Below are 23,871 nucleotides of genomic sequence, written 5' to 3' on the forward strand. Positions count from 1 at the left end.
CATCCGTCATCGGCAGGCCCTTCATCCGCGGGCGTCCTTCCCGCCAGGGGAGGGGGCGGGGCGGGGCGCCCGCCGCAGCGTGTCCCATGTACACGCTGCGCGCCGTGCCCGGCAATGACGGTCTGCCGCGGCGGGAAGGCCGGGGCGTTCCGTGCCGTGTTCGTGCTTTGTCTATGGGCGGGGGCCGGAGTCGTCCCTATACTCCGCCGCCATGACCGGACCCCTCGCCCCCGCCCGCCCGGCCGCGCCGACGCTTGCGCGCATCCGGCTGCCCGACGCCCCCGCCATCGTGGTGGGCGCGCGCGCCGTCACCTGGCTGACGCCTGACGGCGAGGTGGAGGTGCTGGACAAGGATGAGGCAGCCTTCCGGCTGAAGCGCGGCCCGGCCCTGCTCTGCCATGGGCGGGCCGTGGCGCGGCGGCTGGGGCTGGAGCGGCTGGCCGACGGCTTCGACCTGCTGGAGCTGTACGCCTTCGTGCGGCCGGCGAAGTTCTGCCTGCCGACGCCGCGCGGGCTGGCCGAGGCGCTGGGTCTGCGCCCGCCGCGCGACCCGGAGGCCGCCTGCCTGACCCTGGTGGACGCCGCCCGGCTGCTGCTGGAGGAACTGGCCGACCAGGACCGGCCCAAGGACAGGCAGGAGAAGTCCGATCCGGTGGGCGTCGCCGCCGCCATGGGCGAGGCCGGCTGGAACTGGGCGCCGGGCGTGCTGTCGGCCCTGGGGGGCATGGCCGGGCCGGAGAAGGCGCGGCGCGCCCTGATGGTCTGGAACGGGCTGAAGGAGTGGCAGGCCGAGGCGCCGGAGCCGCCGCCGGGCCAGATCCCGGTGGAGCCGCAGGAGGCCCGCACCCGGCTGGCCGAGCTGGTGGCCCAGGGCCGCAAGGCCGAGCCGCGGCCGCAGCAGAGCGACTATGCCAGCGCCGTCAGCATCGCCTTCACCCCGCGCGACGTGCCGGGGACCCCCAATCTGGTGCTGGCCGAGGCGGGCACCGGTGTGGGCAAGACTCTGGGCTATCTGGCCCCGGCCACCCTGTGGGCGGAGAAGAACAACGGCCCGGTCTGGATCTCCACCTATACCCGCCAGCTGCAGCACCAGATCGACAAGGAGCTGGACCGGCTGCACCCGGACCCGCTGGTCAAGGCGCGCAAGGTGGTGGTGCGCAAGGGGCGCGAGAATTACCTCTGCCTGCTGAACCTGGAGGAGGCCGTCAACATCGCCCACACCCAGCCGGCCTTCATGACGGCGGTGGGGCTGATGGCGCGCTGGGCCGCGGTCACGCGCGACGGCGACATGGCCGGCGGCGATTTTCCGGGCTGGCTGGTCGATGTGCTGGGCAAGGGCCGCACCCTGGCCCTGGCCGACCGGCGCGGCGAATGCGTCTACAGCGCCTGTCCGCATTACCAGAAATGTTTCATCGAGAAGTCGGTGCGCCGGGCGCGCCGCGCCGACATCGTGGTGGCCAACCATGCGCTGGTGATGATCACCGCGGCGCTGGGCGGCGGTGACGACGCCTATGTGCCCAGCCGCTATGTCTTCGACGAGGGACACCATGTCTTCGATGCCGCCGACAACGCCTTCGCCGGCCATCTGACGGCGGTGGAGACGGCGGAGCTGCGCCGCTGGCTGCTGGGGGCCGAGGTCCAGGGGCGCAGCCGCGCCCGCGGCCTGCGCCGCCGGGTGGAGGATCTGGTCGGCGGCGACAAGGAAAGCCTGGATCTGCTGCAGGAGATCGCCCAGGCGGCCAAGGCCCTGCCGGGGGAAGCCTGGGCCCAGCGCATCCATGGCGGCGGCACCGTGGGGCCGGTTGAGGCCTTCCTGGCCGTGGTGCGGACCCAGGTCTATGCCCGTGCCCACGGCCAGGACAATCCCTACAGCCTGGAGACGGAGACGCGGCCGCCCGTGGACGGGCTGCTGGAGGCGGCGGCCGATCTGGACATGGCGCTGCTGAAGCTGGCTTCACCGCTGGAGAAGCTGGCCGATCGGCTGAAGGCCATGCTGGACGAGGAATCGGACGAGCTGGAAGCGGAGACGCGCCGGCGCATGGACGCCATCGCCCGCAGCCTGAAGCGGCGGGCACAGCAGGAGATCAACGCCTGGCGGCAGATGCTGCAGCAGCTGCCGGAGGAGACGCCGAAGAAGTTTGTGGACTGGTTCGGCATCGAGCGCATCGAGGGGCGCGACTTCGACGTGGGCATGTACCGGCACTGGGTGGACCCGACCATGCCCTTCGCCGACACGGTGGGCAGCGTGGCCCACGGGCTGGTGGTGACCAGCGCCACCCTGACCGACGGCACCGGCGTGGTGGAGCAGGACTGGCAGGCCGCGCTGCAGCGCACCGGGGCCATGCATATGGGCACCGCGCCCCTGCGTGCCGCCGTGCCCAGCCCCTTCGACTATGCCGAGCAGACGCGGGTGCTGGTGGTCACCGATGTGCGCAAGGACGATCTGGTGCAGGTGGCGGCGGCCTATCGCGAGCTGTTCCTGGCCGCCGGCGGCGGCGGGCTGGGCCTGTTCACCGCCATCAGCCGGCTGCGCGCCGTGCATGAACGCATCGCCGCCCCGCTGGAGGAGGCGGGCATCCCGCTGCTGGCCCAGCATCTGGACGGCATGGACGTGCCGACGCTGGTGGACATCTTCCGCGGCGAGGAGGATGCCTGCCTGCTGGGCACCGATGCCGTGCGCGACGGGGTGGACGTGCCCGGACGATCCCTGCGTCTGATCGTGTTCGACCGCGTGCCCTGGCCGCGGCCCGACATCCTGCACAAGGCCCGCCGGGCCTATTTCGGCCAGCGCCGCTTCGACGACATGATCACCCGGCTGCGGTTGCGTCAGGCCTTCGGGCGGCTGGTGCGCCGGGCCGACGATACCGGCGTGTTCGTGCTGCTGGACCCGATGATGCCCACCCGCCTGCTGGGCGCCTTCCCCGAGGGGGTGACGGTGGAGCGGGTGGGGCTGGCCGAGGCGGTGCGGGTGACGAAGGCGTTTTTAGGGGAGACGGACAAGCCGGCCTGATGCCGGAGCGTCCCGCTTACGGCGGTGGCAGCGGCAGCAGGGTGGCCAGCAGGGCCGACAGGGTGGCGACCGAGAGCACGGTGCTGACCAGGATGATGGTGGAGGTGCGCTCCACCGCCGTGCCGTAGCGCTGGGCGACGACGAAGGTCAGCGCCCCCGTCGGCAAGGCCGAGAGGATGATGCAGGCCCCGGCCCAGAAGGGCGGCAGCGGGAAGACCCAGCGGGTCAGCGCCCAGGCCAGGGCCGGCTGCACCAGCAGCTTCAGCAGGCAGGCGAGGGCGATGCCGGCGCTGCGTCCGCGCTCTTGGCCCAGGGCCAGGGGCTGGCCGGCCAGGAACAGGCCGATGGCGAACAGGGCGCAGGGGCCGGCGGCGCTGCCCATGAGGTCGCCGAAGGTCTGCACCGGTGCCGGCAGGGGCAATCCGGCGGCGGAGATGATCCCGCCCAGCACCGGGGCCATGACCAGCGGATTGCGCAACAGCGCCCGGCCGACGCGGGCCAGGGCGCAGGCCATGCCCTCGCCCTTGGCCAGCGACAGCTCGATGGCGATGACGGCCACGCCGATGACCACGCTGGACACCAGCACCGTGGCCAGGATGGCCGGGGCCAGCCCCTGGGGGCCGAAGGCGGCCAGGAACAGCGGCACCCCCATATAGCCGGTGTTGCTGAAGCCGGCGTTGAGCGCGTGCTGGGTCAGGGCCACCGGCGAGGTGCGCGGTTCCAGCAGGAACGCCGCCAGCACCGCCAGCAGGCCGCTGGCGGTCAGGGCCAGCAGGAAGGTGGCGATGAAGGGGATGTTCAGCACCTCGGCCGGCGGGTTGCGGGCGATGCCCAGGAACAGCACCGGCGGCAGGGCGAACCAGTAGACGAAGGTGTTGAGGGCACCCGCCGCCTCCGCCCCCAGCAGCCGGACACGCCCGGCCAGCCAGCCGCAGAGCATGATGGCGAAGACGGGCAGGGCGACATCGATGACGGCGGACATGGCTTCCCGCGGGCTATGGAGCGGAGACCGCGGGCGCCGCGGCAGGGGCCGGTTCAGGGCCGGTGCGGGTTCGGGGCGGAACCCCGCAGCCCCGCTTCTAGAACAGCCCGCCGCCCGCCGCCAGACCGGGTGGGGGAAGGGCAGCCATTCGCGGGACGGCTGCGCCAAAGCGCAGCAGAACGGGTTTTCTAGCTGCCATCCCCATCGACACGCTATGCTGAGGGCGCAAAACAATGAACGACCGCCAGGGACTGGACATGATCGACCACCATCGCGCGCTGATTTACACCATGGTTCTCGCCTCCGCCTCGGATGGTGATATGACCGATGCCGAGCTGCACACGATCAGCGAGAATGTGCGCTTCCTGCCGGCCTTCCGCGGCTTCAATGTGGAGGAGCTGACCGAGGTCGCCAGCGAATGCACCGAGCTGCTGGCCGATCCGGAAGGGCTGGAAAAGACCATCGCCGCCATCAAGATGTCGCTGCCCAAGCCCCTGCGCGAGACGGCCTACATGCTGGCCTGCGAAGTGGTGGCCAGCGACAAGCGGGCCAGCCAGGAGGAACTGCGCATGCTGGAGATCATCCGGCACGGGCTGGATGTGGACCGGCTGACGGCGGCGGCGCTGGAGCGCGGCGCCCGCGCCCGCCACGTCACGGGCTGATCCCCTGGGCTCCGCTTGGCCCATCGGCTCTCCGGTGGGGCAAGCGGGGACTGCGTGCCGAGGGACAAATGTCCTAGGACGTTTTGCGCGGGATCTGCGACTCGGAACCTTGGCTCCGACTCGGGTCGCATCCGCCGATCGGGTGTCAAATCGGCCGCCGCCGGAGGGCGCTTACTGGCTGGCCCAGATGATGCGGGCCATCCAGGCCACGTCCGACAGGTTGAAGCTGCGGTCGGGGTGGGCCTTGTTCAGCGACACCAGATCGACCTTGTTGGCGGTCTGGCGTGACAGCTGTTTGGCCATGACTTCCCCCGCTTTGGTGCGCAGCACCACACGGTCGCCGCGGCGCAGGCTGGCCGCCGGGGAGACGATGATGATGTCGCCGTCGCGGTAGACCGGCTCCATGCTGTCGCCCGACACCTCCAGCGCATAGGCGTTGGGGTCGGAGACATGGGGGAATTCCAGCTCGTCCCAGCCGCTGCCGACGGGGAAGCCGGCATCGTCGAAAAAGCCCTCATTGCCGGCCTGGGCGTAGCCGATCACCGGCACCCGGTGGATGGCGGGGGCCGTGCCGCCGCTGCCGGGAATGCCGTCGGCCGTCAACGACACGAATTCCGAGAAGCTGCTGCCCGTCGCCTCCAGCACCTTGGCGATGCTTTCGGTCGAGGGCCAGCGCAGCTTGCCGTCGGGCGTGGTCCGCTTCGACTTGTTGAAGGTCGTCGGGTCCAGCCCGCCGCGCTTGGCAAGGCCGGACGCCGACAGGCCGTGGCGCTGCGCCAACCGGTCGATGGCCCGCCAGATATCCGTGTGCTTGAGCATGGGAGACTTATCCCAGAAAGCCACGGACCTGTCCCTAGGATCATTTTCTTATTTTCATTGACATAGGAATTTTGGCATGACATCAAAAGGGGTGTTCCGCATTTGTTCCAAACCGGAGCGAGAAAGCCCCCTATGTCCAGGACCCGATTCACCCCCATTCGTGTCAGCGCCGTCACCCCCGTTCCCTTTGCCAGCAGCGAGGAAGCCTGGTTCTGGTTCGTCCAGGCCCAGGAGGCGCGGCTGGCCGGCGCCCGCATCCGTGCCGGCCAGGGCGATGTGCCGCGGCCCTGCGAGCCGCTGGATGTGGTCCGGGTCGTCGACCGGCTGTACCGGCAGCGCCAGTTGCTGCGCGACCATCTGGCCGTGCTGGTGCATTACGGCCGCCGCTGTCTGGCCCCCGACCCGGAGCGCGGGCGCGAGCAGCGGGCCTGCACCCTGTGGCGGGAAGCGCTGACCCGGCTGGAGCCGGTGCTGCGCCACAAGGGCATCGTGCAATGAGCGCCGGGGCGCCGGCGGTGGTGCCCGTGGCGGCCGAGGGCCGGCGGGCGCTGGTCGTCTTCTGCGACAGCGAGGCGGGCGGGCTGTGGTGGCTGCGGCTGCTGAAGCCGGGGTTCCGCCATGTGTTCGTGGCCCTGGAGGACGGGGCGCACTGGATCACCGTCGATCCGCTGTCGCCGCACACCGATGTGGCGGTGCAGCCGGTGCCGGCCGGATTCGATCTGGCCGGCTGGTTCCGGCGGCAGGGCATGACCGTGGTGCAGACGCGCCTGTGCCGCCCGCCCGCCCGGCCGCTGCCCCCCGCCCCCTTCACCTGTGTCGAGGCGGTGAAGCGCATCCTCGGCCTGTGGGCGCCGGCCGTGCTGACGCCCTGGCAGCTGCACCGCCATCTGGTCCGGGCCGGATGATTGGCCCGGCCCGCCTATCCGGCCCGTTTTCCCGCATCCGCCCCGGAGGTCCCGCCATGGCCCGACTCGTCGCGTCGAAGACGCCCCGCCTGTCCCTGCCCGCCACCGTCGCGCCGGTACCGGCGGCCCCGGTCCCGCTGCCCGCGGCGCCCGCCCTGTCCAGCCCCGCCGCGGGCGGCGCCGCCGAGGCCGCCCTGGACGCCGACAGCGGCCTGCTGCGCCGCGGCGAGGGGCGCAGCAGCACCGTGCTGACCGGCTGGACCGGGCTGCTGACACCGGGATTCTGGGTGCCGCGGCGCAAGAGCCTGCTGGGGGAATGAGCCATGGACCACCCCGCAGCCGACGCCGGGCCCCCCTTCCAGGCTCCAGCCCTCCAGGCCAGGGCGCTGCTCGACCGGCATGCCGCCGCCCTGGCCCGGCGCCGCCCCTGGGAGGCGCTGTGGCAGGATTGCTATGCCCATGTGCTGCCGCAGCATGCGCCCTTCGCCGCCGGCCCGGCCGAGCGCCGCGGCGACCGGCTGTATGACGCCACCGCCGCCGATGCCGCCGACCAGCTGGCCGCCAGCCTGCTGGCGCAGCTGACACCGCCCTGGTCGCGCTGGGCCGGGCTGACGCCGGGTCCTGCCCTGGAGCCGGGGACCGAGGCCCGGCTGGCGCCGCTGCTGGAGCAGGCCGGCGCCGCGCTGCAGACCCAGATCGACCGCTCCAACTTCGCCGTGGAGGCGCATCAGGCCTTTCTCGACGTGGTCATCGCCGGCACCGGCTGCCTGCTGGTGGAGGAGGCGCCGCCCGGTGCCGCCTCGGCCCTGCGCTTCACCGCCGTGCCCCTGGCCGAGCTGGTGCTGGAGGAGGGGCCGGAGGGGCGGCTGGACACGGTGTTCCGCCGCAGCGGCCTGTCGGTGGCGGTGCTGCGGCGCCGCTTCGGCGACCGCCTGCCGACGGTGCTGGAGGAGGAGGGCGCGCTGCCGGTGCTGGAGGCCGTGGTGCCGGACGGCACGGGCTGGCGCTGGTCGGTGGTGCTGGAGCAGCCGGAGCCGGTCCTGCTGGCCGAGGGCCGGTTCGCCGAGCCGCCCTTCGTCGCCTTCCGCTGGATGAAGGCGCCGGGGGAGGTCTATGGCCGCGGCCCGGTGATGAAGGCGCTGCCCGATATCCGCACCGCCAACAAGGTGGTGGAGCTTGTCCTGAAGAATGCCAGCATCGCCGTCACCGGCATCTGGCAGGCCGATGATGACGGGGTGCTGAACCCGGCCGCCATCCGGCTGGTGCCCGGCACCATCATCCCCAAGGCCGTGGGCTCGGCCGGGCTGACGCCGCTGGCCAGCCCCGGCCGCTTCGATGTCAGCCAGCTGGTGCTGGAGGATCTGCGCGGCCGCATCCGCCGCGCGCTGCTGGCCGACAGGCTGGGGCCGGTGGAGGGGCCGCGCATGACCGCCACCGAGGTGCTGGAGCGCAGCGCCGAAATGGCCCGCCTGCTGGGCGCCACCTTCGGTCGGCTGCAATCGGAACTGCTGGTGCCGCTGGTGCGGCGCTGCCTGGCCATCCTGCGCCGGCGCGGCGAAGTGCCGGACCTGGTGGCCGACGGGCGGCTGGTGGCGGTGCAGATCCTGTCGCCGCTGGCCCGCGCCCAGGCCCGGCGCGATGCCGAAACCACGCTGCGCTGGCTTGAAAGCGTGGCGGCGCTGGGACCCGAGGCCCTGGCCGCCGTGGATCTGGCCGCCTGCGCCCGTTTCCTGGCCGATGCCGCCGGCGTGCCGGCGGGGCTGGTGCGGGGCGCCCATGGCTGACCCCGGCTGGCCCTGGCCCGACCCCGCCGCACCCGCCGGCGGCGACGGACCGCCCGACCTGGCCCGCGCCGCCGCCCGGCTGCTGGACAGCGCCGATGGCCGCCGGCTGCTGGCGCATCTGCGCCGGCTGACGCTGGAACGCGCCCTGGGGCCGGAGGCGCCGGAGCCGGTCCTGCGCCATCTGGAAGGCCAGCGCGCCCTGGTCCTGTCCCTGGAAGCCCTGGCCGCCCGCGGCCGCAGCCCGTGAGGGCTTTCTCCCGTCCACCGCCCGCCCCCATCACTGGAGACCGCCATGGATCCGACCGCCGTTACCGAACCCGTCCCGTGCCCGCCGGGCGTGCCGGAGAAATTCTGGGATGCCGGCAGCGGCACGCTGCGGGTGGAGGCGCTGCTGAAATCCTATCTTGAGCTGGAGAAGCGCCTGTCCGCCGGGCCGGTTGCCGGTCCGGTTGCCGGTCCGCCCGCCCGGCCGTCGCTGCTGGCCGACCCGGAGACCGCGCCGTCCGCCGGGATCGCCACCGGAATCGCCGCCGGGGCTGGAGTCGGCCCGGGTCCGGACCGGCCCGACACGCCGGACGGCTATTGTATCGCCTGCGACCACGGGCTGTTCCGGCCGGACCCGGCGGTCAACGCCCGGCTGCATGCCGCCGGTCTGGACCAGTCGCAGGCGCAGCTGGTCTATGATCTGGCGGCGGAGGTGCTGCTGCCGGCCCTGCGCGAGCTGGCCACCGAGATGGAAGCCGAGCGCGAGATGGAGCGGCTGGTGCAGCAGTTCGGCGGACCAGAGGCCTGGCGCGGCGTGTCCCGCCAGATCCTGGCCTGGGCCCGGCGCAACCTGCCGGCCCCGGTGGTGGAGGCCCTGTCCGGCACCGCCGAGGGGGTGATGGCCCTGCACCGGCTGATGCAGGGGGCCGAGCCCGGCCCGCTGAAGACCGGCGGGGCCGAAGCCCTGGGCGAGGGCGACTTGCACCGCATGGTCCGCGACCCCCGCTACTGGCGCGACCGCGACCCGGCCTTCATCGCCAGCGTCACCGAGGGTTTCCGGCAGATCTATGGCCGGTGACAGGGATTGTCAGGTGTCCATCTCGGGTGCCGAACAGCCGTGGAATGTCGATCCACGGCTGTTCGACCAAGACGGAGCCGCGGGAATGGATCAGTCGTGAGATAGTGGCAAAGCGCTGGTCAGACCTTGACCGGGCAGCGGAGAGGAGTGATATTTCCACAGACACGAACAGCGCTTGTTCTTTCTGGAGAAAGCGCCATGAACAGCCCGCCCGTCCCTAGTGCCGTGCCGGAATCCGCCATGAACCGGCAGGAGCGTGTTTTAAGCACCGCCGTGGTCCGTGCCGCCGACCTGCTCGATCTGTCGAATACGGAACTTGCTGCCATTCTTGGCCTTTCGGAAGCCAGCATCTCCCGCCTGCGCCGCGGCAGTTTCCGTTTGCAGCGTGGCAGCAAGCCTTTTGAACTCGGGCAGATCCTGGTCCGGCTGTTCCGCAGTCTGGACAGCATCACCGGCGGGGACGATGCCGCGTCAAACTCCTGGCTGCGCAGTCACAATCTTGCCCTCGACGCGGTGCCGCTGGAGCGGCTCCGGTCCGTAACTGGCCTGGTGGATACGGTTGCCTATCTGGACGCCCGACGCGGTTGGCTCTGAGGCCCGGCCTTACCGCCATGACCTCTGGCGGGTGGTGGAGGCGCAGCACCGCGTCTCCACCATGCGGCTGGCCGAGCCGGATGATCAGGCCCTTCTGGAGGACTTGATCGAGGAGGTGAAACCGCCGATGCCGGCAGCCTGCAAGGGGTTGCACTTCCTGTTGGCGACGCCGTTTCGCTATGCACCCTATCCCCATGGCTCGCGTTTCCGTCGGGCCGGCCAGCGCGAGGGTGCATTCTATGCCGCAGAGGCAGTGCAGACCGCACTGCATGAACTGGCCTTCTATCGCCTGCTGTTCTTTGCGGAGTCGCCGGGAACGGTGCTCCCCAGCCTTCCCAAGGAATTCACAGCTTTCTCCGTGGCTGTATCCGTCGCGCGGTTGATCGATCTGACTGCCGCGCCCTTCGCCGAAGACAGCGCCGTTTGGATTCATCCCACCGATTACGAGGGGTGCCAGTCTCTGGCCGATGCCGCACGGGCCGCGGAAGTCGAGGCCGTGCGCTATCAGTCCGTGCGTGATCCCGACGCCGGCTGCAATGTGGCCCTGCTGACCCCGGCGGGATTCGCCTCGCATCAGCCAAAGCGGATCGAGACCTGGGCCTTGTTCCTGCGTTCCGACGGAGTCCAGGCCCGCCGGGAATTTCCGCGGCTGGATCTGCATATGCCCTTGCCACTGTTCAGCGCCGACCCGCGCTTGGCCCCTCTGCTGCCGGCTCCGCCCGCATCCGCGCGATGAAATCCACCAGCCGTCGGCCCTGGATCTGGGGATAGCGCTCCTCCAGGAAGTCGGCGGCGCCGACCCGGTCCAGGCGGAAGCTGCGGAAATCCTGGCGCAGCTCGCACCAGCCGACCAGCAGCCAGACCGGCGGGAAGAAGGCCAGGGCCTGGGGCCAGAGAATGCGTGCGGTCTGGACCCCGGCGGCATCGGCATAAGCGATGCGCAGCTTGCGCTGTTCCCGCACCCAGCGGCGCAGCCGGGCCACGTCGAGCCCGGGTGGCGGGGCGGCGCCAGCCGGCGGCGAGAACAGCGACAGCCCGTCGATCTTGGCCCGCAGCGGCGGCGGCACCACGGCGGCGACCTTGGCCAGCAGGTCGCCCGCCGCCCGGCCCAGGCCGGGATCGGCCCAGCTCTGCACGATGCGGGCGCCCAGCACCAGCGCCTCGATCTCATCCTCGGTGAACATCAGGGCCGGCAGGTCGTAGCCGCTGCCCAGCACATAGCCGACGCCGGCCTCGCCGCGGATGGGCACGCGCTGGGCCTGGAGGTCGGCCATGTCGCGGTAGACGGTGCGCACCGTCACCTCCAGCTCGGCGGCCAGGGTGGCCGCCGTCACCGGCCGCCCCCGTTCGCGGCGGAGAATCTGGATCAGCTGGAACAGGCGGTCGGCGCGGCGCATGCTGACAGAATGCTGTCAGCAGGGATCGGGCACAACCCTTGTGTCAGTACGGAACAAAGGGGGAACCGAAATGACCGCACCACAGATCATCCTGCACCAGTTCGTGCCGCCGCCGGGCATGCTGAATTTCAGCCCGTTCTGCCTGAAGCTGGAGGCCTGGCTGAAGCTGGTGGGCCTGCCCTATCAGGTCGTCGCGGTGGGTGATCCGGCCGAAGGGCCGAAGGGCAAGGCGCCCTGGATCGTCGATGCCACGGGACGCAGCGTGGCCGACAGCACGCTGGTCATCGATCATCTCATCCGTCTGCATGGCCACGATCCCGACGCGCGGCTGACGCCGCGGGACCGGGCCGTGGCCACCGCCGTCACCGCCCTGGTGGAGGAGCGGCTCTATTTCGCCCTGCTCTGGTGCCGCTGGATCGATCCGGCCAACTGGCAGGTGCTGAAGCCGGCCTATTTCGGCGACCTGCCGGAGGCCATCCGCGACGCCGTGGCCGACGGGTCCCGCGCCGGTGTCGAGGCCACGCTGAAGGCCCAGGGGCTGGGCCGCCACAGCCCGGAGGAGATCGCCTGGATCGGGGTGCGCGACGTGCAGGCGCTGGCGGCGCTGCTGGCGGACCGGCCCTGGCTGGCCGGCGACCATCCCGGCACGGCCGACTGCACGGCCTGGGCCATGGTCGTCAATCTGCTGACTCCGATGTTCGACCATCCGCTGCGCCGGGCGGCGGAGGCGTCGCCGGACCTGCTGGCCTATCACCGGCGCGGGCTGGAGCGCTGGTTCCCGGATCTGGCCACGGCGCAGGCGGCCTGAGCGGGGCAGGCCAGCCCGTCCGGGGCGGGCCGCCGGAGCAGTGCCGCCCGCGGGTCAGGCGGTCTGTGCCGGCGGCAGCCGCCGCAGGGCGGCGATGCGCAGCTTGTCGGCATAGTCCGGGCGGTCCAGCCCGGCCAGGGGCAGGCCGGTCAGGGCCGCGGCCCGGCGCAAAGTGTCGGCGTCCAGCGCCTCCACCGGTACGCCCAGCCGGTCACGGGCCAGGGCGGCCAGCACCAGCTCCTGCCCCCAGAAATAGATCAGCGGCGCCCCGGTGTTGGCCTGCATCCGCCGCACCTCCTCCACCCGGCCGGGGCCGCTGTACAGCGGCAGCCAGATGTCCGGCATCAGGAAATCCACCGGCTGGTCAGGCGTCCAGTCCAGGGCGTCGCCTTCGACCACGCGCAGCTTGTCCCGCGCCGCCGCCGGCAGCTGCTCGAACAGGCAAAGCCGCTGGTGCAGATCGAGCACGGCCCGGTCCATCTCCACCACGGTCACCGCCGTCACCGCCGGGTTCATGGCCGCCGCCGCTGCGGCCCAGCCCAGGCCAAGGCCCATGACCACCGTATGGCCCCGCGCCTCCAGGCAGCCGATCTCCTGGCTTTCCAGCTCCATCGGCGACATCGACATCCAGCTGTCGTGGCCGCCATCCGGGCGGGTGCGGGTCAGAACGGCCATGTCGGTGGCCACCGACGTGTCGCTCCAGTAGCCGCGGACGATGATCAGCGGCACCAGCTGCAACTGCCAGTCCTGCGCCTGCATCGGCGTGTAGCGCGGCTGGAACAGCGGTGGTTCGAACCGGGGTGTCCCCCCGGTGGTCAGCCAGGTCAGGGCCTGCTGGTGATCGATGTCCACGCCGTCCTCCCCCGGTTGCCGCAGGGTGATCCTGCTTCATCTGCCCGCCTCGCGTCCAGGCTGCACAAAAGGGCTTGACAGTAAAAGGAATAAAAACCTAGAAATGAACTGTCGGGGCCACACCCTTGTCCGCAGCCCTGCGGAGGGTCCGGGTCTCGACGGGACGGCTCCCCTTCCAGACTGACGCGCCCCGCCGGGGCAACCGCCAGGCCTGCCATCGCGCAGACCTCGGCGGTCCGGGCGGGACGCGCCTTTTTGTGACCGGCTGTCCGCATCCGACAGGAAAGGCCGCCGCCCCCGGCCAGGGTGGCGCCAACCGATCCGACCGGATCCCTTCCCGACCGCTATCAGGAAAGAGATCCTGCCATGTCCACGACCATCGAACAGGCCTTCGTCAAACAGTTCGAGCGAGAGGTCCACGAAGCCTATCAGCGCATGGGGTCCAAGCTGCGCGCCACCGTGCGGAGCCGCAACAATGTCCGCGGCTCCTCCGCCGTGTTCCAGAAGGTGGGCCGCGGCAGCGCCAGCACCAAGTCGCGCCACGGCCAGGTGCCGGTGATGAACACCGACCATGCCACGGTGGAATGCGTGCTGGCCGATTATTACGCCGGCGACTGGGTCGACAAGCTGGACGAGCTGAAGACCAACATCGACGAGCGCAGCGTCATCGCCAATGCCGGCGCCTATGCGCTGGGCCGCAAGACCGATGAGCTGATCATCCAGGCCCTGAACGCCGGCACCGCCTTCGCCGGCACGGCCGGTGACGGGCTGACCCGGGACAAGGTGCTGGCCGCCTTCGAAAAGCTGGGGGCGGCCGATGTGCCCGATGACGGACAGCGCACCGCCGTGGTCGGCTGGAAGCAGTGGAGTCAGCTGCTGGCCATCGCGGAATTCGCCGATGCCGATTATGTCGGCACCGACGAGCTGCCCTGGCGCGGCACCCAGGCCAAACGCTGGCTGGGAACCCTGTGGATGCCCCATTCCGGCCTGACCCTCAGCGGCGGGGCGCGGCTCTGCCACTGGTACCATAAGACCGCCATCGGCCATGCCGCCGGGGCCGATGTCAGCACCGACATCACCTGGCATGGCGACCGCGCCGCCCATTTCGTCAACACCATGATGAGCCAGGGCGCCTGCCTGATCGACCCGGCCGGCGTGGTCACGCTGCGCTGCCTGGAATAGGGCGCACGCCCCTTCCCGCTCCCCGTTCCCGTCTGAAAGGATGACCACCATGGCCTTTGCCAAGAGGGACCTGAGCGTGCTGGCCTATGCCAACGGCTTCACGCTTTGGCACTACACCACGCCCGACCCGCACACGGGCGTGCGCGTCAGCGGATATTTCAATGCCGCCGAGTCCATGCTGCGCGTGGGCGACATGATCCTGGCCAACACCGGCACGGCCGGGGCCAGCCCGGCCGCCGGCATCCTGCTGGTCAATGCCAATGCCGCCGGGGTGGTGGATGTGGCCGACCTGACCCCGGTCGGCGCCACCGACACCGATTGAGGCTGGTCCTGGGACCTCCGCCGCCGGGCGCCGCCGTCCGGCGGCTTCCCTCGACCCGTGCCCCCGGCCCCGTCCGGGGGCTTCCCTGACAGAAAGGAGCCGACCATGGCCCTGACCGCCATCGGGCTGTGCGCCCGCGCCCTGTTGAAGATCGGCGCCGCCCCCATCAGCGGCTTCACCGACGGCACCGCCGAGGCGGCGGTGGCGGCCGGCCTGTTCGGCCCCGTGCGCGACGGGCTGCTGTCGGCCCAGGCCTGGAGCTTCGCCACGCGGCAGGCGCCGCTGGCCCGGCTGGCCGCGGTGCCGGCGGCCGATTTCGGCGCCGCCTTCCAGCTGCCGGCCGACTTCCTGCGGGCGCTGTCGGCCGGGACCGGCGGGCGCGGCCGCGGCCTGACCTACCGCATCCAGGGCCGCTGCCTGCTGGCCGATGCGGAGGCCGTGATCCTGACTTATATCGCCCGCCCGGCGGAGGAGGATTTCCCCCCCTTCTTCGATCAGGCCCTGATCGCCCGGCTGGCGGCCGAGTTCTGTGTGCCGCTGACCGAGAACACCGCCCGCGCCGAGGCGCTGTGGCGGCTGGCCGATGCCGAGTTCCGCCGCGCCCGGCTGGTGGACGCCCAACAGGACAGCCAGCCCGGATTCGAGGATTTCACCCTGGTGGAGGCGCGCTGGTCATGACCCGGCTGAAAAGCGTGAAGACCAGCTTCACCGGCGGCGAGCTGTCGCCGGAGCTGCTGGGCCGCGGCGATCTGCGCGCCTATGAGAATGGCGCCGCGCGCCTGCGCAATGTGCTGATCCTGCCCACGGGCGGGGTCGTGCGCCGCCCCGGCACCGCCTATCTGGCGACGCTGCCGGGGCCGGGCCGGCTGGTGGCCTTCACCTTCAACAACGCCCAGCAGCATGTGCTGGCCTTCACCGACCATGCCGTCACCATCGTCCGCGACGGGCTGGTGGAGGGGGTGCTGGCCACGCCCTGGGCCCAGGACCGGCTGTCGGCCCTGCGCTGGGCCCAGAGTGCCGATGTGCTGCTGCTCTGCCATCCCGAGGTGCCGCCGCAGCGCCTGTCGCGGCTGGGCGAGGGGCGCTGGCGGCTGGAGCCCTGGACCTTCGCCGGGACCGGCGGGCGCAGCGGCCTGCCGGTGTTCCGCTTCGCCGATCCCGGCATCACCCTGACCCCGTCCGGCACCAGCGGCCGCGTGCGGCTGACGGCGTCGGCCCCGGTGTTCCAGCCGGGGCATGAGGGCCAGCCCTTCCATGTCCGGCGCAAGGCCGGGCGCATCGCCGCCGTCCGCTCCCCCATCCTGGCCGAGCTGGATCTGGCCGAGGACCTTCCCGACGCCGCTGCGACCGACGACTGGCAGGAGGCGGCGTTCAGCCCGGTGCGCGGCTGGCCCGTCTCCGTCTGCTTCCACCAGGACCGGCTGGTCATCGGCGGCAGCCGCGACCTGCCCAACCGGCTGTGGCTGTCGCGCTCCGGCGCCCTGTTCGATTTCGGGCTGGGCACAGGGGAGGACGATGCCGCCATCGAGTTCGCCATCCTGTCGGACGAGGTCAACCCGATCCGGGCCGTGGTCTCCGGCCGGCATCTGCAGGTCTTCACCACCGGCGGCGAATGGGCCGTGACCGGCCAGCCCCTGACCCCGGCCGAGATCCGGCTGGACCGGCAGACCCGCATCGGCAGCCCGGCCGAACGGCAGGTGCCGCCGCGCGACGTGGACGGGGCCACCCTGTTCGCCGGGGCCGACGGCAGCCTGCGGGAATTCCAATGGGCCGATCTGGACAGCGCCTATCAGGCCAACGACCTGTCGCTGACGGCGCGGCACCTGCTGCCGGGCACGGTGGATCTGGATTACGACCGGCGCCGCCGGCTGGCCCTGGCGGTGCAGCGGGACGGGACCGTCGCCGCCCTGACCCTCTACCGGGCCGAACAGGTCATGGCCTGGACCCGGCTGGAGACAGCGGGGCGGGTGCTGTCGCTGGCCCTGGCCGGCGGTGCCGTCCATTGGCTGGTCGAGCGCGACGGCCGGGTCCTGCTGGAGGTCTGGGATGCCGATCTGGCCGTGGATTGCGGCCTGTCCGGCCGGGCGGAGACGCCGACGCCGCGCTGGGCCGGGCTGGAGCATTTGTCCGGCCGGCGGGTGGCGGTCGTGGCCGACGGGATGGTCCAGCCGGACCAGCGCATCGCCGCCGGCAAGCTGCGGCTGGGCCGGGCGGCGGCCGGCGTGGCCGCGGGCCTGCGCTTCACCCATGTGGTGGAGCCGCTGCCGCCCAACCTGATGGCGGCGGAGGGGCAGGGGCGCTGCCGCCGGCTGCTGGCGGTGACCTTCCGTCTGCAGGACACGCCGGTGCTGCGGGCCGATCTGGGGCAGGGGCCGCAGGAGGTGCCGTTGCGCCGGGCCGCGGGACCGGTGCTGGCGGAGATTCCGGCACCGCCCTTCACCGGTGACCGCCGTCTGGCCACGCTGGGCTGGAGCCTGACCCAGACCCGCCCGCACTGGCGCATCGAGGAGGACCGGCCGCTGCCCTTCACCCTGCTGGCGGCCCTGCACGAGCTGAAGGTGAATGACTGATGGCCGGACTTGCCACCCCCGCCCTGGCGACCCTTTCCACCCTCAACACGCTGCGCGGCGGCGTGCGCGGCGTGCGCCGGCTGACCGGCGGCGGCGACGGCGACGATGACGCCGAGGCGATCCTGGCGGCCGGGCAGGCCCAGGATCTGGCCCAGCTCCAGGCCGGGCAGGCGGAGGATCTGGCGGCGTTGCAGGCCGGGAACCGCATCGAGGCCGAGCGCATCGCCGCCCAGGCGGCGGACACGGAGCGGCAGCGCCGCAACGCCCTGCGCCGGGCCGTGGGCCGCAGCCGGGCCAGGCTGGGCGGCCAGGGCCTCTCCAGCGCGGACGGGTCCGGCGAGGCCATCCTGCTGGGGCTGATCGACGACAGCGCCGCCGAGGCCGGAAGCAGCCAGCGCCTGGACAGCCTGCGCCTGCGCACCCTGGCCGAGCGGGAGCAGGCCGCCAACCGCCGCAACCTGCTGGAACTGTCGCAGTTGCAGGAGCGCCAGCGGCTGGAGCGGGCCGTGCGGGGCTATTGAGCGGCTGCATCCGGCCTGCCGGGAGCGCGCCCCCAACCCCGGCACCTCCGCGTCTCCCCCCATCCCCGCCCCATGACAGGACCCAGCCCATGACCGACACCGGTGCGGTGCCGGCGGTGACGCCGCGCATCCAGTATCTGGCCGACGGGACCACCACCCGCTTCGGCTTTCCCTTCCCCCTGTTCAGCCCTGCCGACCTGGCGGTGCGCCTGGACGCGGCCCCGATGGAGGCCGGCTTCAGCGTGGAGATGGCGCCGCCCGGCGGGGCCGTCCGGTTCGACACCGCGCCCGCGGCCGGGTGCGTGCTGACCCTGGAACGGCGGCTGCGGCTGGAGCGGACGGGGGAGTTCCTGGAAAGCGGGCCTTTGTCCGCCCGCGCCCTCAACGACAGTCTCGACCGGCTGACAGCGGGCCTGCAGGACCTGCACGCCCGGCAGGAGCGCATGTTGCGCTGGCCGGCGGATGACCTGCCGGCCCTGGGCGAGCTGCCGGGCCGCGCCGCCCGCGCCGGCCGGCTGCTGGGGTTCGATCCCGATGGCAATCCGGTGGCCCTGGACCCTGCCGCCCTGGTGCAGGGCGGGGGTGGCGAAGGGCCGGTCAGCCAGATCGGTGCCGGCGCCGTGCCGCGGCCGGTCTCGGCCAAGCTGCGCGATCAGGTCTCGGTCAAGGATTTCGGCGCCGTGGGCGACGGCATCGGCGACGACACCCTGGCCATCCGGGCGGCGCTGGCGGCCCACCGGGCGGTGTTCCTGCCGCCCGGCACCTACCGCACCAGCGGTCCCATCACGCTGGGCCAGGGGCAGACCCTGTACGGGCTGGGGGAGGGCAGCGTCATCCAGGCCCGGCCGCAGCCTTTCGATGCCGCGGCGCTGCCGGATTATCCCAGCGGCTTCAATGCGGTGGAGCTGGTGGACGGCTATGCCACCCTGCGCGACCTGCGCATCGTCGGCGGGGCCAGCGGCGTCAAGCTCTATGGCCGCGACGGGCCATGCGTGAAGAACGTGGTGGAGAATGTCTCCATCTGGGACGCGCAGATCGGCCTTGTCCTGGACGGCCACGACGATCCGGACCGGCCCTGCTACTGGAACCATATCGCCCGCGTTCTGGTGGCGCGGCCGCGTCTGCACGGGGTGCTGGCCACGGTGTCGGGGGCGGGCGATACGCCCAACGCCAACAAGCTGCATGATGTGCGGGTCTACAGCCTGTCGGCGCCGCTCGGCGGCTGCGGCTTCTTCCTGTCGGCGGCACGCTTCAACACCAGCCTGATCGACTGCGAGGCCAATCTGCATGAAGGCGGCGAGGCCTGCCTGCGGCTGGGGGCCGCCACCGACCAGACGCTGGTCGTCAATTTCTATGCCGAGAGCCTGGGGGCGCTGCCGGGCATCCGCATCGACAACGGCTCCGCCAACACCAGCATCGTCAACCTGTTCAGCGCCACCGGCGGGGCGCCGCTGTGGGATACCAGCGGGGCGCGGGCCTATACGGCCGTCAATGCCGGCCATCCCGTGCGCAACCTGCTGAAACAGACCCAGATCACCGACCTGCGGGTGGAGGGGTTCAGCCTGGACACCGAATATGTGGAGCCGGAAAAGGGCGGGCTGGTGGAGCTGACCCTGGCCAGCACCACCTATCTGGTCTCCGCCTTCGGCGGGCCGGTGGAGCTGCGCCTGCCCGACGCGGACAGCGCCAATGGCCGTATCGTCACGCTGAAGAAGACCGACGCCAGTGACAATGCCGTCCGCGTGACCGAACCCGGCGGCGGCGGGCCGGACGGGCAGCCCTGGCTGCTGGCCAGCCGCCATGACAGCGTGTCCCTGGTCTCCAACGGGTCGGGCTGGTGGGTCACCGCCGCCAGCCGCCGCCCCGGCACGGCCCAGTTCCATGAGACGGCGGGCCTGTTCGAGCCGGATCTGGCCAAGGATCTGTATCTGATCTCCGCTGCCGCCGGCGCTGTGGAGGTGCGGCTGCCGGCGCCGTCCGACCCGCGGGCCGTGGGCCGCAGCCTGACCATCAAGAAGTCCGACAGCGGCGACGGGGTGGTGACGGTGACCCAGGCCGGGGGCGGGGTGGGGCCGGAGGGACGGGTCTGGCCGCTGGGCCGGCGCTATGATTTCGTCAGCCTGTTCTCTGACGGGGCGGGCTGGTGGGTGACGGCCAGCCGCCCGGCCCTGCTGACCACCCGTGTGCATGAGGCGGCGGGGCTGCTGCTGCCCGACCTGACGGCCGACGCCTATCTGGTCAGCGGCTTCGCCGGGGCGGTGGAGGTGCGGCTGCCGGCCCCGGCCGCCGCCAATGCCGGCCGGCGCGTGCTGGTGAAGAAGACCGACGCCACGGCCAATGCCGTGACCGTCACCGCCGCCGCCGGTGGCGGGCCGGACGGGGCGGCGCTGGTGCTGGGCGTCAAGGGGGCGGCGGCCAGCCTGCTGTCCGATGGGGCGGCGTGGCACCTGCTGGGCCGGATCTGACCGGCATGGCGGACCCGGACTGGACGGAGGCGGGGGACGAGTTCGCGACCTTTCCCGCCTTCCTGGCGGCCTGGAATGCCGCCTATGACCTGGCCACCCCCGACATCCATCAGGAGATGGCGGACTGGCTGCAGGATCAATGGCAGGCGCGGCGGCGCGACCTGTTGCTGCTGGCCTTCCGCGACAGCGGCAAGTCCACCATCGTCGGCCTGTTCTGCGCCTGGCGGCTGATCCGGGAGCCGGATACCCGCATCCTGGTGCTGGCGGCCGAACAGGGGCTGGCCAAGCGCATGGTGCGCACGGTCAAGCGCGTGCTGGAACAGCTCCGCCCCGGCCTGAAGCCGGCGCGGGTGGAGCTGTGGGGGGCGGAGGAGTTCACCGTCGTGCGCCGCCGGGTGCAGCGCGATCCCAGCATGGTGGCCAAGGGCATCGGCGCCAATGTCACGGGCTGCCATGCCGATCTGGTGATCTGCGACGATGTGGAGGTGCCCAACAGCTGCGGCACGGCGGCCAAGCGCACCGAGCTGCGCCGGCGCCTCAACGAGCTGGCCCATGTGCTGTCGCCGGGCGGGGTGCTGCTCTATATCGGCACGCCGCACACTTATTACAGCATCTATGCCGCCCAGCCGCGCCCGGAACTGGGGGAGGAGGAACCGTTCCTGGCCGGCTTCGCCCGCCGGCAGCTTCCGATTGAAAAGCCGGACGGGACCACCTGGTGGGCGGATCGTTTCACCCCCGAAACGCTGGAGCGCATCCGCCGCCGCAGCGGCGAGGCCAAATTTCAGAGCCAGATGCTGCTGCTGCCCCGGCGCGACAGCGACGGGCGGCTGGACCCGGCGCGGCTGCGCCGCTATGCCGGCGAGATCGAGATCACCGCGGCCAACGGCAGCATCAGCCACCGGCTGGAGGGGCGCCGGCTGCTGAACGGGCGCGCCTTCTGGGACCCGGCGCTGGGTCTGGACCCCAAGCAGGGCGGCGACGGCAGCGTGGTCGCCATCCTGTTCACCGACAGCGCCGGGCTGGCCTGGCTGCACCGGGTGGTCTATCTGCGCGTGCCGCCGGAAACGGAAGCCGCGCAGGATCAGTGCCGACAGGTGGCGGCCCTGTGCGCCCGTTTCGCCCTGCCCTGCATCCATGTGGAGAGCAACGGGCTGGGCGGCTTCCTGCCCCGCATTCTGCGCGACACCATCCAGCGGTCCGGGGGGACCACCGCGGTCCAGCCGTTCCGGGCCGACCGGGCCAAGCATCTGCGCATCCTGGAAGCCTGGGAGCCACGGCTGCTGGCCGGGCACCTGTATGCCCATGACAGCGTCTTCGCCACCCGCCTGCTGCAGGAGATGGAGGAGTGGCGGCCCCTGGGCGGCGGTGCCGATGACGGCCTGGACGCCGTGGCCGGCGCTCTGCTGGCCGGCGGCTTGCGCGCCGCGTCCCGGTGGTCCGGCGACGGGTCGCCCTTCCTGGCCCAGATGGATTTCCAGGCCTGACCGGCTGCGGCCGGCCCGCCCTGATGCTGTGCCTCAATGAGGATCAAAGGAGACGACGATGCACACGCCCCGACCCGCGCCCCGACCGGCCCTGCGCCCCGATACCGGCCCGGCGCCGGGCGCCATCCAGGTCAGCGCGCCGGGGCCGGCGGAATGCCTGGCCCGCGTCCTGCTGCGGCAGGCCGATGGGGTGGCGGCCATGGAGGCCCTGGCCGCCATGCTCATCAATGCAGGGGAGGCCGGCCGGCTGCCGCTATCGGAGGCCGAGGGGGCGGCCGGGCTGGAGGGGGATCCGCGTCTGGCGGCGGCCCGCCGCATCGCCCGCCGTGCCCTGGCGGGCCAGATCGCCGATCCCACCGGCGGGGCCGTGCGCTTCCACCGGGTGGATGCGGCGCCCGCCTGGTCGCAGGATCAGGCGCCGACCTTCATGGTCGGGCGCCTGCTGTTTTATCGGTAAATATTGCGGGGATGGCTCAGTCGGCCGCTTCGAGCATTGCCGCATAGACGCGCATGACCGTGTCGATGGTCACTTTGCCGGCACGGGCACCGGCCGTCAGCATTTCCTGGCTGGGTTTCAGGGGCACCGTGGTCAAGCCACGGCTCGCCATGCGTTCCACTTCGGCCAGGGCCGCCCGCATCGGGCCGCTCAGCTCTTTTGTCTCAATCTTTATTTCGGTGCCGAACCCGTTCATTTCGACCTCCCCGTCGACGCTGCAAAATAACTGCGCGTGGATAAGAAGTATCATTGCGGCGGACGCGAAGTTATCTATGCGTCGGGATAGTCCTTGCCTTTGTATGCTTCTGGATAGAATTTTCTGACTCCGGCCATGCTGCCGGGGCCGCCGCGATGCCCTGGTCAGGTCCGGTCTTTCGGATTAGGGTGCGCGCCATGACCACGACCCTGATCTTCCATATGTGCCGCGCCGATGAATGGGACGCGGCGCTGATCGCCGGTGCCTATGCCGGGTCCTCCCAGGATCTGGCCGACGGCTTCATCCATTTTTCCGACGCCCGGCAATTGCCGGGCAGCGCCGCCAAGCACCGGGCCGGGCAGACCGGGCTGCTGCTGCTGACGGTGGCGGCAGAGGGGCTGGGGCCGGCCCTGAAATGGGAAGCGTCCCGCGGCGGCCAGCGTTTCCCCCATCTCCATGGCGCGCTGCTGCCGTCGCAGGTGCTGCGGGTGGACCCGCTGCCCCTGGGGCCGGACGGTCTGCATGTGCTCCCGCCGCATGTGGCCGGCGGGACGACGGAGTCCGTTTCCGGTCGCGACCGTGCCGACGACCGAGGCCCGGCATGATCGACCTCTACCCGCTGCTGCGGCCGCTGATCATGGCCGCCGACCCGGAACGCGCCCACACCCTGACGGTGCTGGCCCTGCGCCTGGGGCTGGTTCCCGGCGACCCGCGGCCCGATCCGGCCAGCCTGGCGACGACGGTGTTCGGCCTGCGCTTCCCCAACCCCGTGGGCATGGCCGCCGGCTTCGACAAGAATGCCGAGGTGCCGGCCGCCGTGCTGAAGCTGGGCTTCGGCTTCGCCGAGCCGGGCACGGTGACGCCCCGGCCCCAGCCGGGCAATCCGCGCCCGCGCCTGTTCCGGGTGCCGACGGCGCAGGCGGTGATCAACCGCTATGGTTTCAACAACCGCGGGCTGGAGGAATTCGCCCGCCGGCTGGAGGATCTGCGCGGCATCGGCTGGCCCGGGATCGTCGGTGCCAATGTGGGCAAGAACAAGGAGCAGGAGGATGCGGCGGCCGATTATGCCGCCGGCATCCGCCGGCTGGCGCCGCTGGCCGACTATCTGGTGGTCAATGTCTCCAGCCCCAATACGCCGGGCCTGCGCACCCTGCAGTCGCGGGACGCCCTGGCCGCGCTGCTGGACGCCTGCCTCGCCGCCCGCACGGCCACCGGCACGAAGACGCCGCTGCTGGTGAAGGTGGCCCCCGACCTGACCGACGAGGACAAGCAGGACATCGCCGCCGTGGTGCTGGACAGCGGCATCGACGGGATGGTGATCTCCAACACCACCCTGGCCCGCCCGGCAGAGATTCCGGCCGATCTGGCGGCCCAGGCCGGCGGCCTGTCGGGCCGGCCATTGATGGGACCGTCCACCCGGGTGCTGGGCGAGTTCTACCGCCATCTGGGCGGCCGTGTGCCGCTGGTCGGCGTCGGCGGCATCGCCAGCGGGGCCGATGCCTATGCCAAGATCCGCGCCGGCGCCAGTCTGGTGCAGTTCTACTCGGCCATGGTCTATGGCGGACCGGCCATGGTGGGTCGGGTCAAGCAGGAACTGGCGGCCTGTCTCGCCCGCGACGGCTTCGCCAGCGTGGCCGACGCGGTCGGCGCCGACCACCGCGCCTGAGCGGCGCGCGACACTGCGTTCGGGACATGCCGCGGCTGTCCGGCGCGGGCTTGGCCGGGCGCGGGGAAGCGGTTAGATCTGGGGCCGTCTTCC

The 23,871-nt window shown here is 71.8% G+C and carries 26 protein-coding genes; 21 read left to right on the plus strand and 5 right to left on the minus strand.

Annotated features, from left to right (window positions below; genetic code table 11):
• Positions 1 to 211: 211 nt before the first annotated feature.
• Positions 212 to 3,010, plus strand: coding sequence for an ATP-dependent DNA helicase (locus DK368_RS06595; protein WP_114393156.1), 2,799 nt, complete (start codon positions 212 to 214; stop codon positions 3,008 to 3,010).
• 16 nt (positions 3,011 to 3,026) lie between these two features.
• On the opposite strand, the gene DK368_RS06600 is transcribed toward DK368_RS06595, so the two are convergent.
• The gene (locus tag DK368_RS06600) at positions 3,027 to 3,992 is read right to left on the minus strand and encodes an AEC family transporter (RefSeq protein ID WP_114393157.1); all 966 of its coding nucleotides are present in this window, start codon (positions 3,990 to 3,992) and stop codon (positions 3,027 to 3,029) included.
• 233 nt (positions 3,993 to 4,225) lie between these two features.
• Between DK368_RS06600 and DK368_RS06605 the strand changes: the two genes are divergently transcribed.
• Positions 4,226 to 4,654, plus strand: a complete 429-nt coding sequence (locus DK368_RS06605; protein WP_240002369.1) for a tellurite resistance TerB family protein — start codon at positions 4,226 to 4,228, stop codon at positions 4,652 to 4,654.
• Between the two features lie 171 nt (positions 4,655 to 4,825).
• Here the strand turns inward: DK368_RS06605 and DK368_RS06610 are convergent, their stop codons facing one another.
• On the minus strand, positions 4,826 to 5,473 hold the full coding sequence (locus DK368_RS06610) for a S24 family peptidase (protein ID WP_114393158.1): 648 nt from the start codon (positions 5,471 to 5,473) through the stop codon (positions 4,826 to 4,828).
• Between the two features lie 132 nt (positions 5,474 to 5,605).
• Here DK368_RS06610 and DK368_RS06615 point away from each other — a divergent pair, with 132 nt between their 5' ends.
• From DK368_RS06615 to DK368_RS06650, 8 genes are all read left to right on the plus strand, one after another.
• A complete protein-coding gene (locus DK368_RS06615; protein WP_114393159.1) occupies positions 5,606 to 5,971 on the plus strand; it encodes a hypothetical protein in 366 nt (121 codons plus the stop codon).
• Complete coding sequence (locus DK368_RS06620) at positions 5,968 to 6,378, plus strand: hypothetical protein (RefSeq protein ID WP_114393160.1); 411 nt, start codon at positions 5,968 to 5,970, stop codon at positions 6,376 to 6,378. Before DK368_RS06615 ends, DK368_RS06620 begins: the two co-directional genes overlap by 4 nt.
• 56 nt (positions 6,379 to 6,434) lie before the next feature.
• On the plus strand, positions 6,435 to 6,698 hold the full coding sequence (locus DK368_RS06625; RefSeq protein WP_114393161.1) for a hypothetical protein: 264 nt from the start codon (positions 6,435 to 6,437) through the stop codon (positions 6,696 to 6,698).
• A 3-nt stretch (positions 6,699 to 6,701) separates the two neighbouring features.
• Positions 6,702 to 8,162: a portal protein gene (locus tag DK368_RS06630; protein ID WP_114393162.1), complete on the plus strand. Its 1,461-nt coding sequence runs from the start codon at positions 6,702 to 6,704 to the stop codon at positions 8,160 to 8,162.
• Positions 8,155 to 8,409 carry a Bbp19 family protein gene (locus tag DK368_RS06635; protein ID WP_114393163.1) on the plus strand — a complete coding sequence of 85 codons (255 nt, stop codon included), beginning with the start codon at positions 8,155 to 8,157 and terminating at the stop codon, positions 8,407 to 8,409. The genes DK368_RS06630 and DK368_RS06635 overlap by 8 nt, the downstream gene beginning before the upstream one ends.
• A gap of 45 nt (positions 8,410 to 8,454) precedes the next feature.
• Positions 8,455 to 9,225: a capsid assembly protein gene (locus DK368_RS06640; RefSeq protein ID WP_114393164.1), complete on the plus strand. Its 771-nt coding sequence runs from the start codon at positions 8,455 to 8,457 to the stop codon at positions 9,223 to 9,225.
• Between the two features lie 240 nt (positions 9,226 to 9,465).
• Complete coding sequence (locus DK368_RS06645) at positions 9,466 to 9,819, plus strand: MbcA/ParS/Xre antitoxin family protein (RefSeq protein ID WP_114393165.1); 354 nt, start codon at positions 9,466 to 9,468, stop codon at positions 9,817 to 9,819.
• Between the two features lie 31 nt (positions 9,820 to 9,850).
• Entirely contained in the window at positions 9,851 to 10,555 is a 705-nt protein-coding gene (locus tag DK368_RS06650) for an RES family NAD+ phosphorylase (RefSeq protein WP_240002370.1), read from the plus strand.
• Here DK368_RS06650 and DK368_RS06655 read toward each other — a convergent pair.
• The gene (locus DK368_RS06655; RefSeq protein ID WP_114393166.1) at positions 10,497 to 11,216 is read right to left on the minus strand and encodes a helix-turn-helix transcriptional regulator; all 720 of its coding nucleotides are present in this window, start codon (positions 11,214 to 11,216) and stop codon (positions 10,497 to 10,499) included. The genes DK368_RS06650 and DK368_RS06655 overlap by 59 nt on opposite strands.
• 70 nt (positions 11,217 to 11,286) lie before the next feature.
• Here DK368_RS06655 and DK368_RS06660 point away from each other — a divergent pair, with 70 nt between their 5' ends.
• Positions 11,287 to 12,024, plus strand: coding sequence for a glutathione S-transferase family protein (locus tag DK368_RS06660; protein ID WP_162305918.1), 738 nt, complete (start codon positions 11,287 to 11,289; stop codon positions 12,022 to 12,024).
• Between the two features lie 54 nt (positions 12,025 to 12,078).
• Here the strand turns inward: DK368_RS06660 and DK368_RS06665 are convergent, their stop codons facing one another.
• Positions 12,079 to 12,876: a hypothetical protein gene (locus tag DK368_RS06665; RefSeq protein ID WP_240002371.1), complete on the minus strand. Its 798-nt coding sequence runs from the start codon at positions 12,874 to 12,876 to the stop codon at positions 12,079 to 12,081.
• Positions 12,877 to 13,242: 366 nt separating this feature from the next.
• On the opposite strand from DK368_RS06665, the gene DK368_RS06670 reads away from it, so the two are divergent.
• From DK368_RS06670 to DK368_RS06705, 8 genes are all read left to right on the plus strand, one after another.
• On the plus strand, positions 13,243 to 14,058 hold the full coding sequence (locus DK368_RS06670; protein WP_114393168.1) for a phage capsid protein: 816 nt from the start codon (positions 13,243 to 13,245) through the stop codon (positions 14,056 to 14,058).
• A 49-nt stretch (positions 14,059 to 14,107) separates the two neighbouring features.
• A complete protein-coding gene (locus DK368_RS06675) occupies positions 14,108 to 14,380 on the plus strand; it encodes a hypothetical protein (protein ID WP_114393169.1) in 273 nt (90 codons plus the stop codon).
• A 105-nt stretch (positions 14,381 to 14,485) separates the two neighbouring features.
• Positions 14,486 to 15,058 carry a phage connector family protein gene (locus DK368_RS06680; protein WP_114393170.1) on the plus strand — a complete coding sequence of 191 codons (573 nt, stop codon included), beginning with the start codon at positions 14,486 to 14,488 and terminating at the stop codon, positions 15,056 to 15,058.
• A complete protein-coding gene (locus DK368_RS06685) occupies positions 15,055 to 16,950 on the plus strand; it encodes a phage tail protein (protein ID WP_114393171.1) in 1,896 nt (631 codons plus the stop codon). Before DK368_RS06680 ends, DK368_RS06685 begins: the two co-directional genes overlap by 4 nt.
• Entirely contained in the window at positions 16,950 to 17,471 is a 522-nt protein-coding gene (locus DK368_RS06690) for a hypothetical protein (RefSeq protein ID WP_114393172.1), read from the plus strand. Before DK368_RS06685 ends, DK368_RS06690 begins: the two co-directional genes overlap by 1 nt.
• A gap of 89 nt (positions 17,472 to 17,560) precedes the next feature.
• Entirely contained in the window at positions 17,561 to 19,936 is a 2,376-nt protein-coding gene (locus DK368_RS06695) for a glycosyl hydrolase family 28-related protein (RefSeq protein ID WP_114393173.1), read from the plus strand.
• 5 nt (positions 19,937 to 19,941) lie between these two features.
• Complete coding sequence (gene terL / locus DK368_RS06700) at positions 19,942 to 21,420, plus strand: phage terminase large subunit (RefSeq protein WP_114393174.1); 1,479 nt, start codon at positions 19,942 to 19,944, stop codon at positions 21,418 to 21,420.
• Positions 21,421 to 21,478: 58 nt separating this feature from the next.
• On the plus strand, positions 21,479 to 21,877 hold the full coding sequence (locus DK368_RS06705; protein WP_114393175.1) for a cell wall hydrolase: 399 nt from the start codon (positions 21,479 to 21,481) through the stop codon (positions 21,875 to 21,877).
• 16 nt (positions 21,878 to 21,893) lie between these two features.
• Here the strand turns inward: DK368_RS06705 and DK368_RS06710 are convergent, their stop codons facing one another.
• Positions 21,894 to 22,112: a hypothetical protein gene (locus DK368_RS06710; RefSeq protein ID WP_155524500.1), complete on the minus strand. Its 219-nt coding sequence runs from the start codon at positions 22,110 to 22,112 to the stop codon at positions 21,894 to 21,896.
• Between the two features lie 197 nt (positions 22,113 to 22,309).
• On the opposite strand from DK368_RS06710, the gene DK368_RS06715 reads away from it, so the two are divergent.
• On the plus strand, positions 22,310 to 22,717 hold the full coding sequence (locus DK368_RS06715) for a DUF952 domain-containing protein (protein WP_114393177.1): 408 nt from the start codon (positions 22,310 to 22,312) through the stop codon (positions 22,715 to 22,717).
• Positions 22,714 to 23,778, plus strand: coding sequence for a quinone-dependent dihydroorotate dehydrogenase (locus DK368_RS06720; protein WP_114393178.1), 1,065 nt, complete (start codon positions 22,714 to 22,716; stop codon positions 23,776 to 23,778). The genes DK368_RS06715 and DK368_RS06720 overlap by 4 nt, the downstream gene beginning before the upstream one ends.
• Positions 23,779 to 23,871: the final 93 nt, after the last annotated feature.

Source organism: Oleisolibacter albus (assembly GCF_003336875.1).
In the GTDB taxonomy this organism is placed as follows: Bacteria; Pseudomonadota; Alphaproteobacteria; order Azospirillales; family Azospirillaceae; genus Niveispirillum; species Niveispirillum album.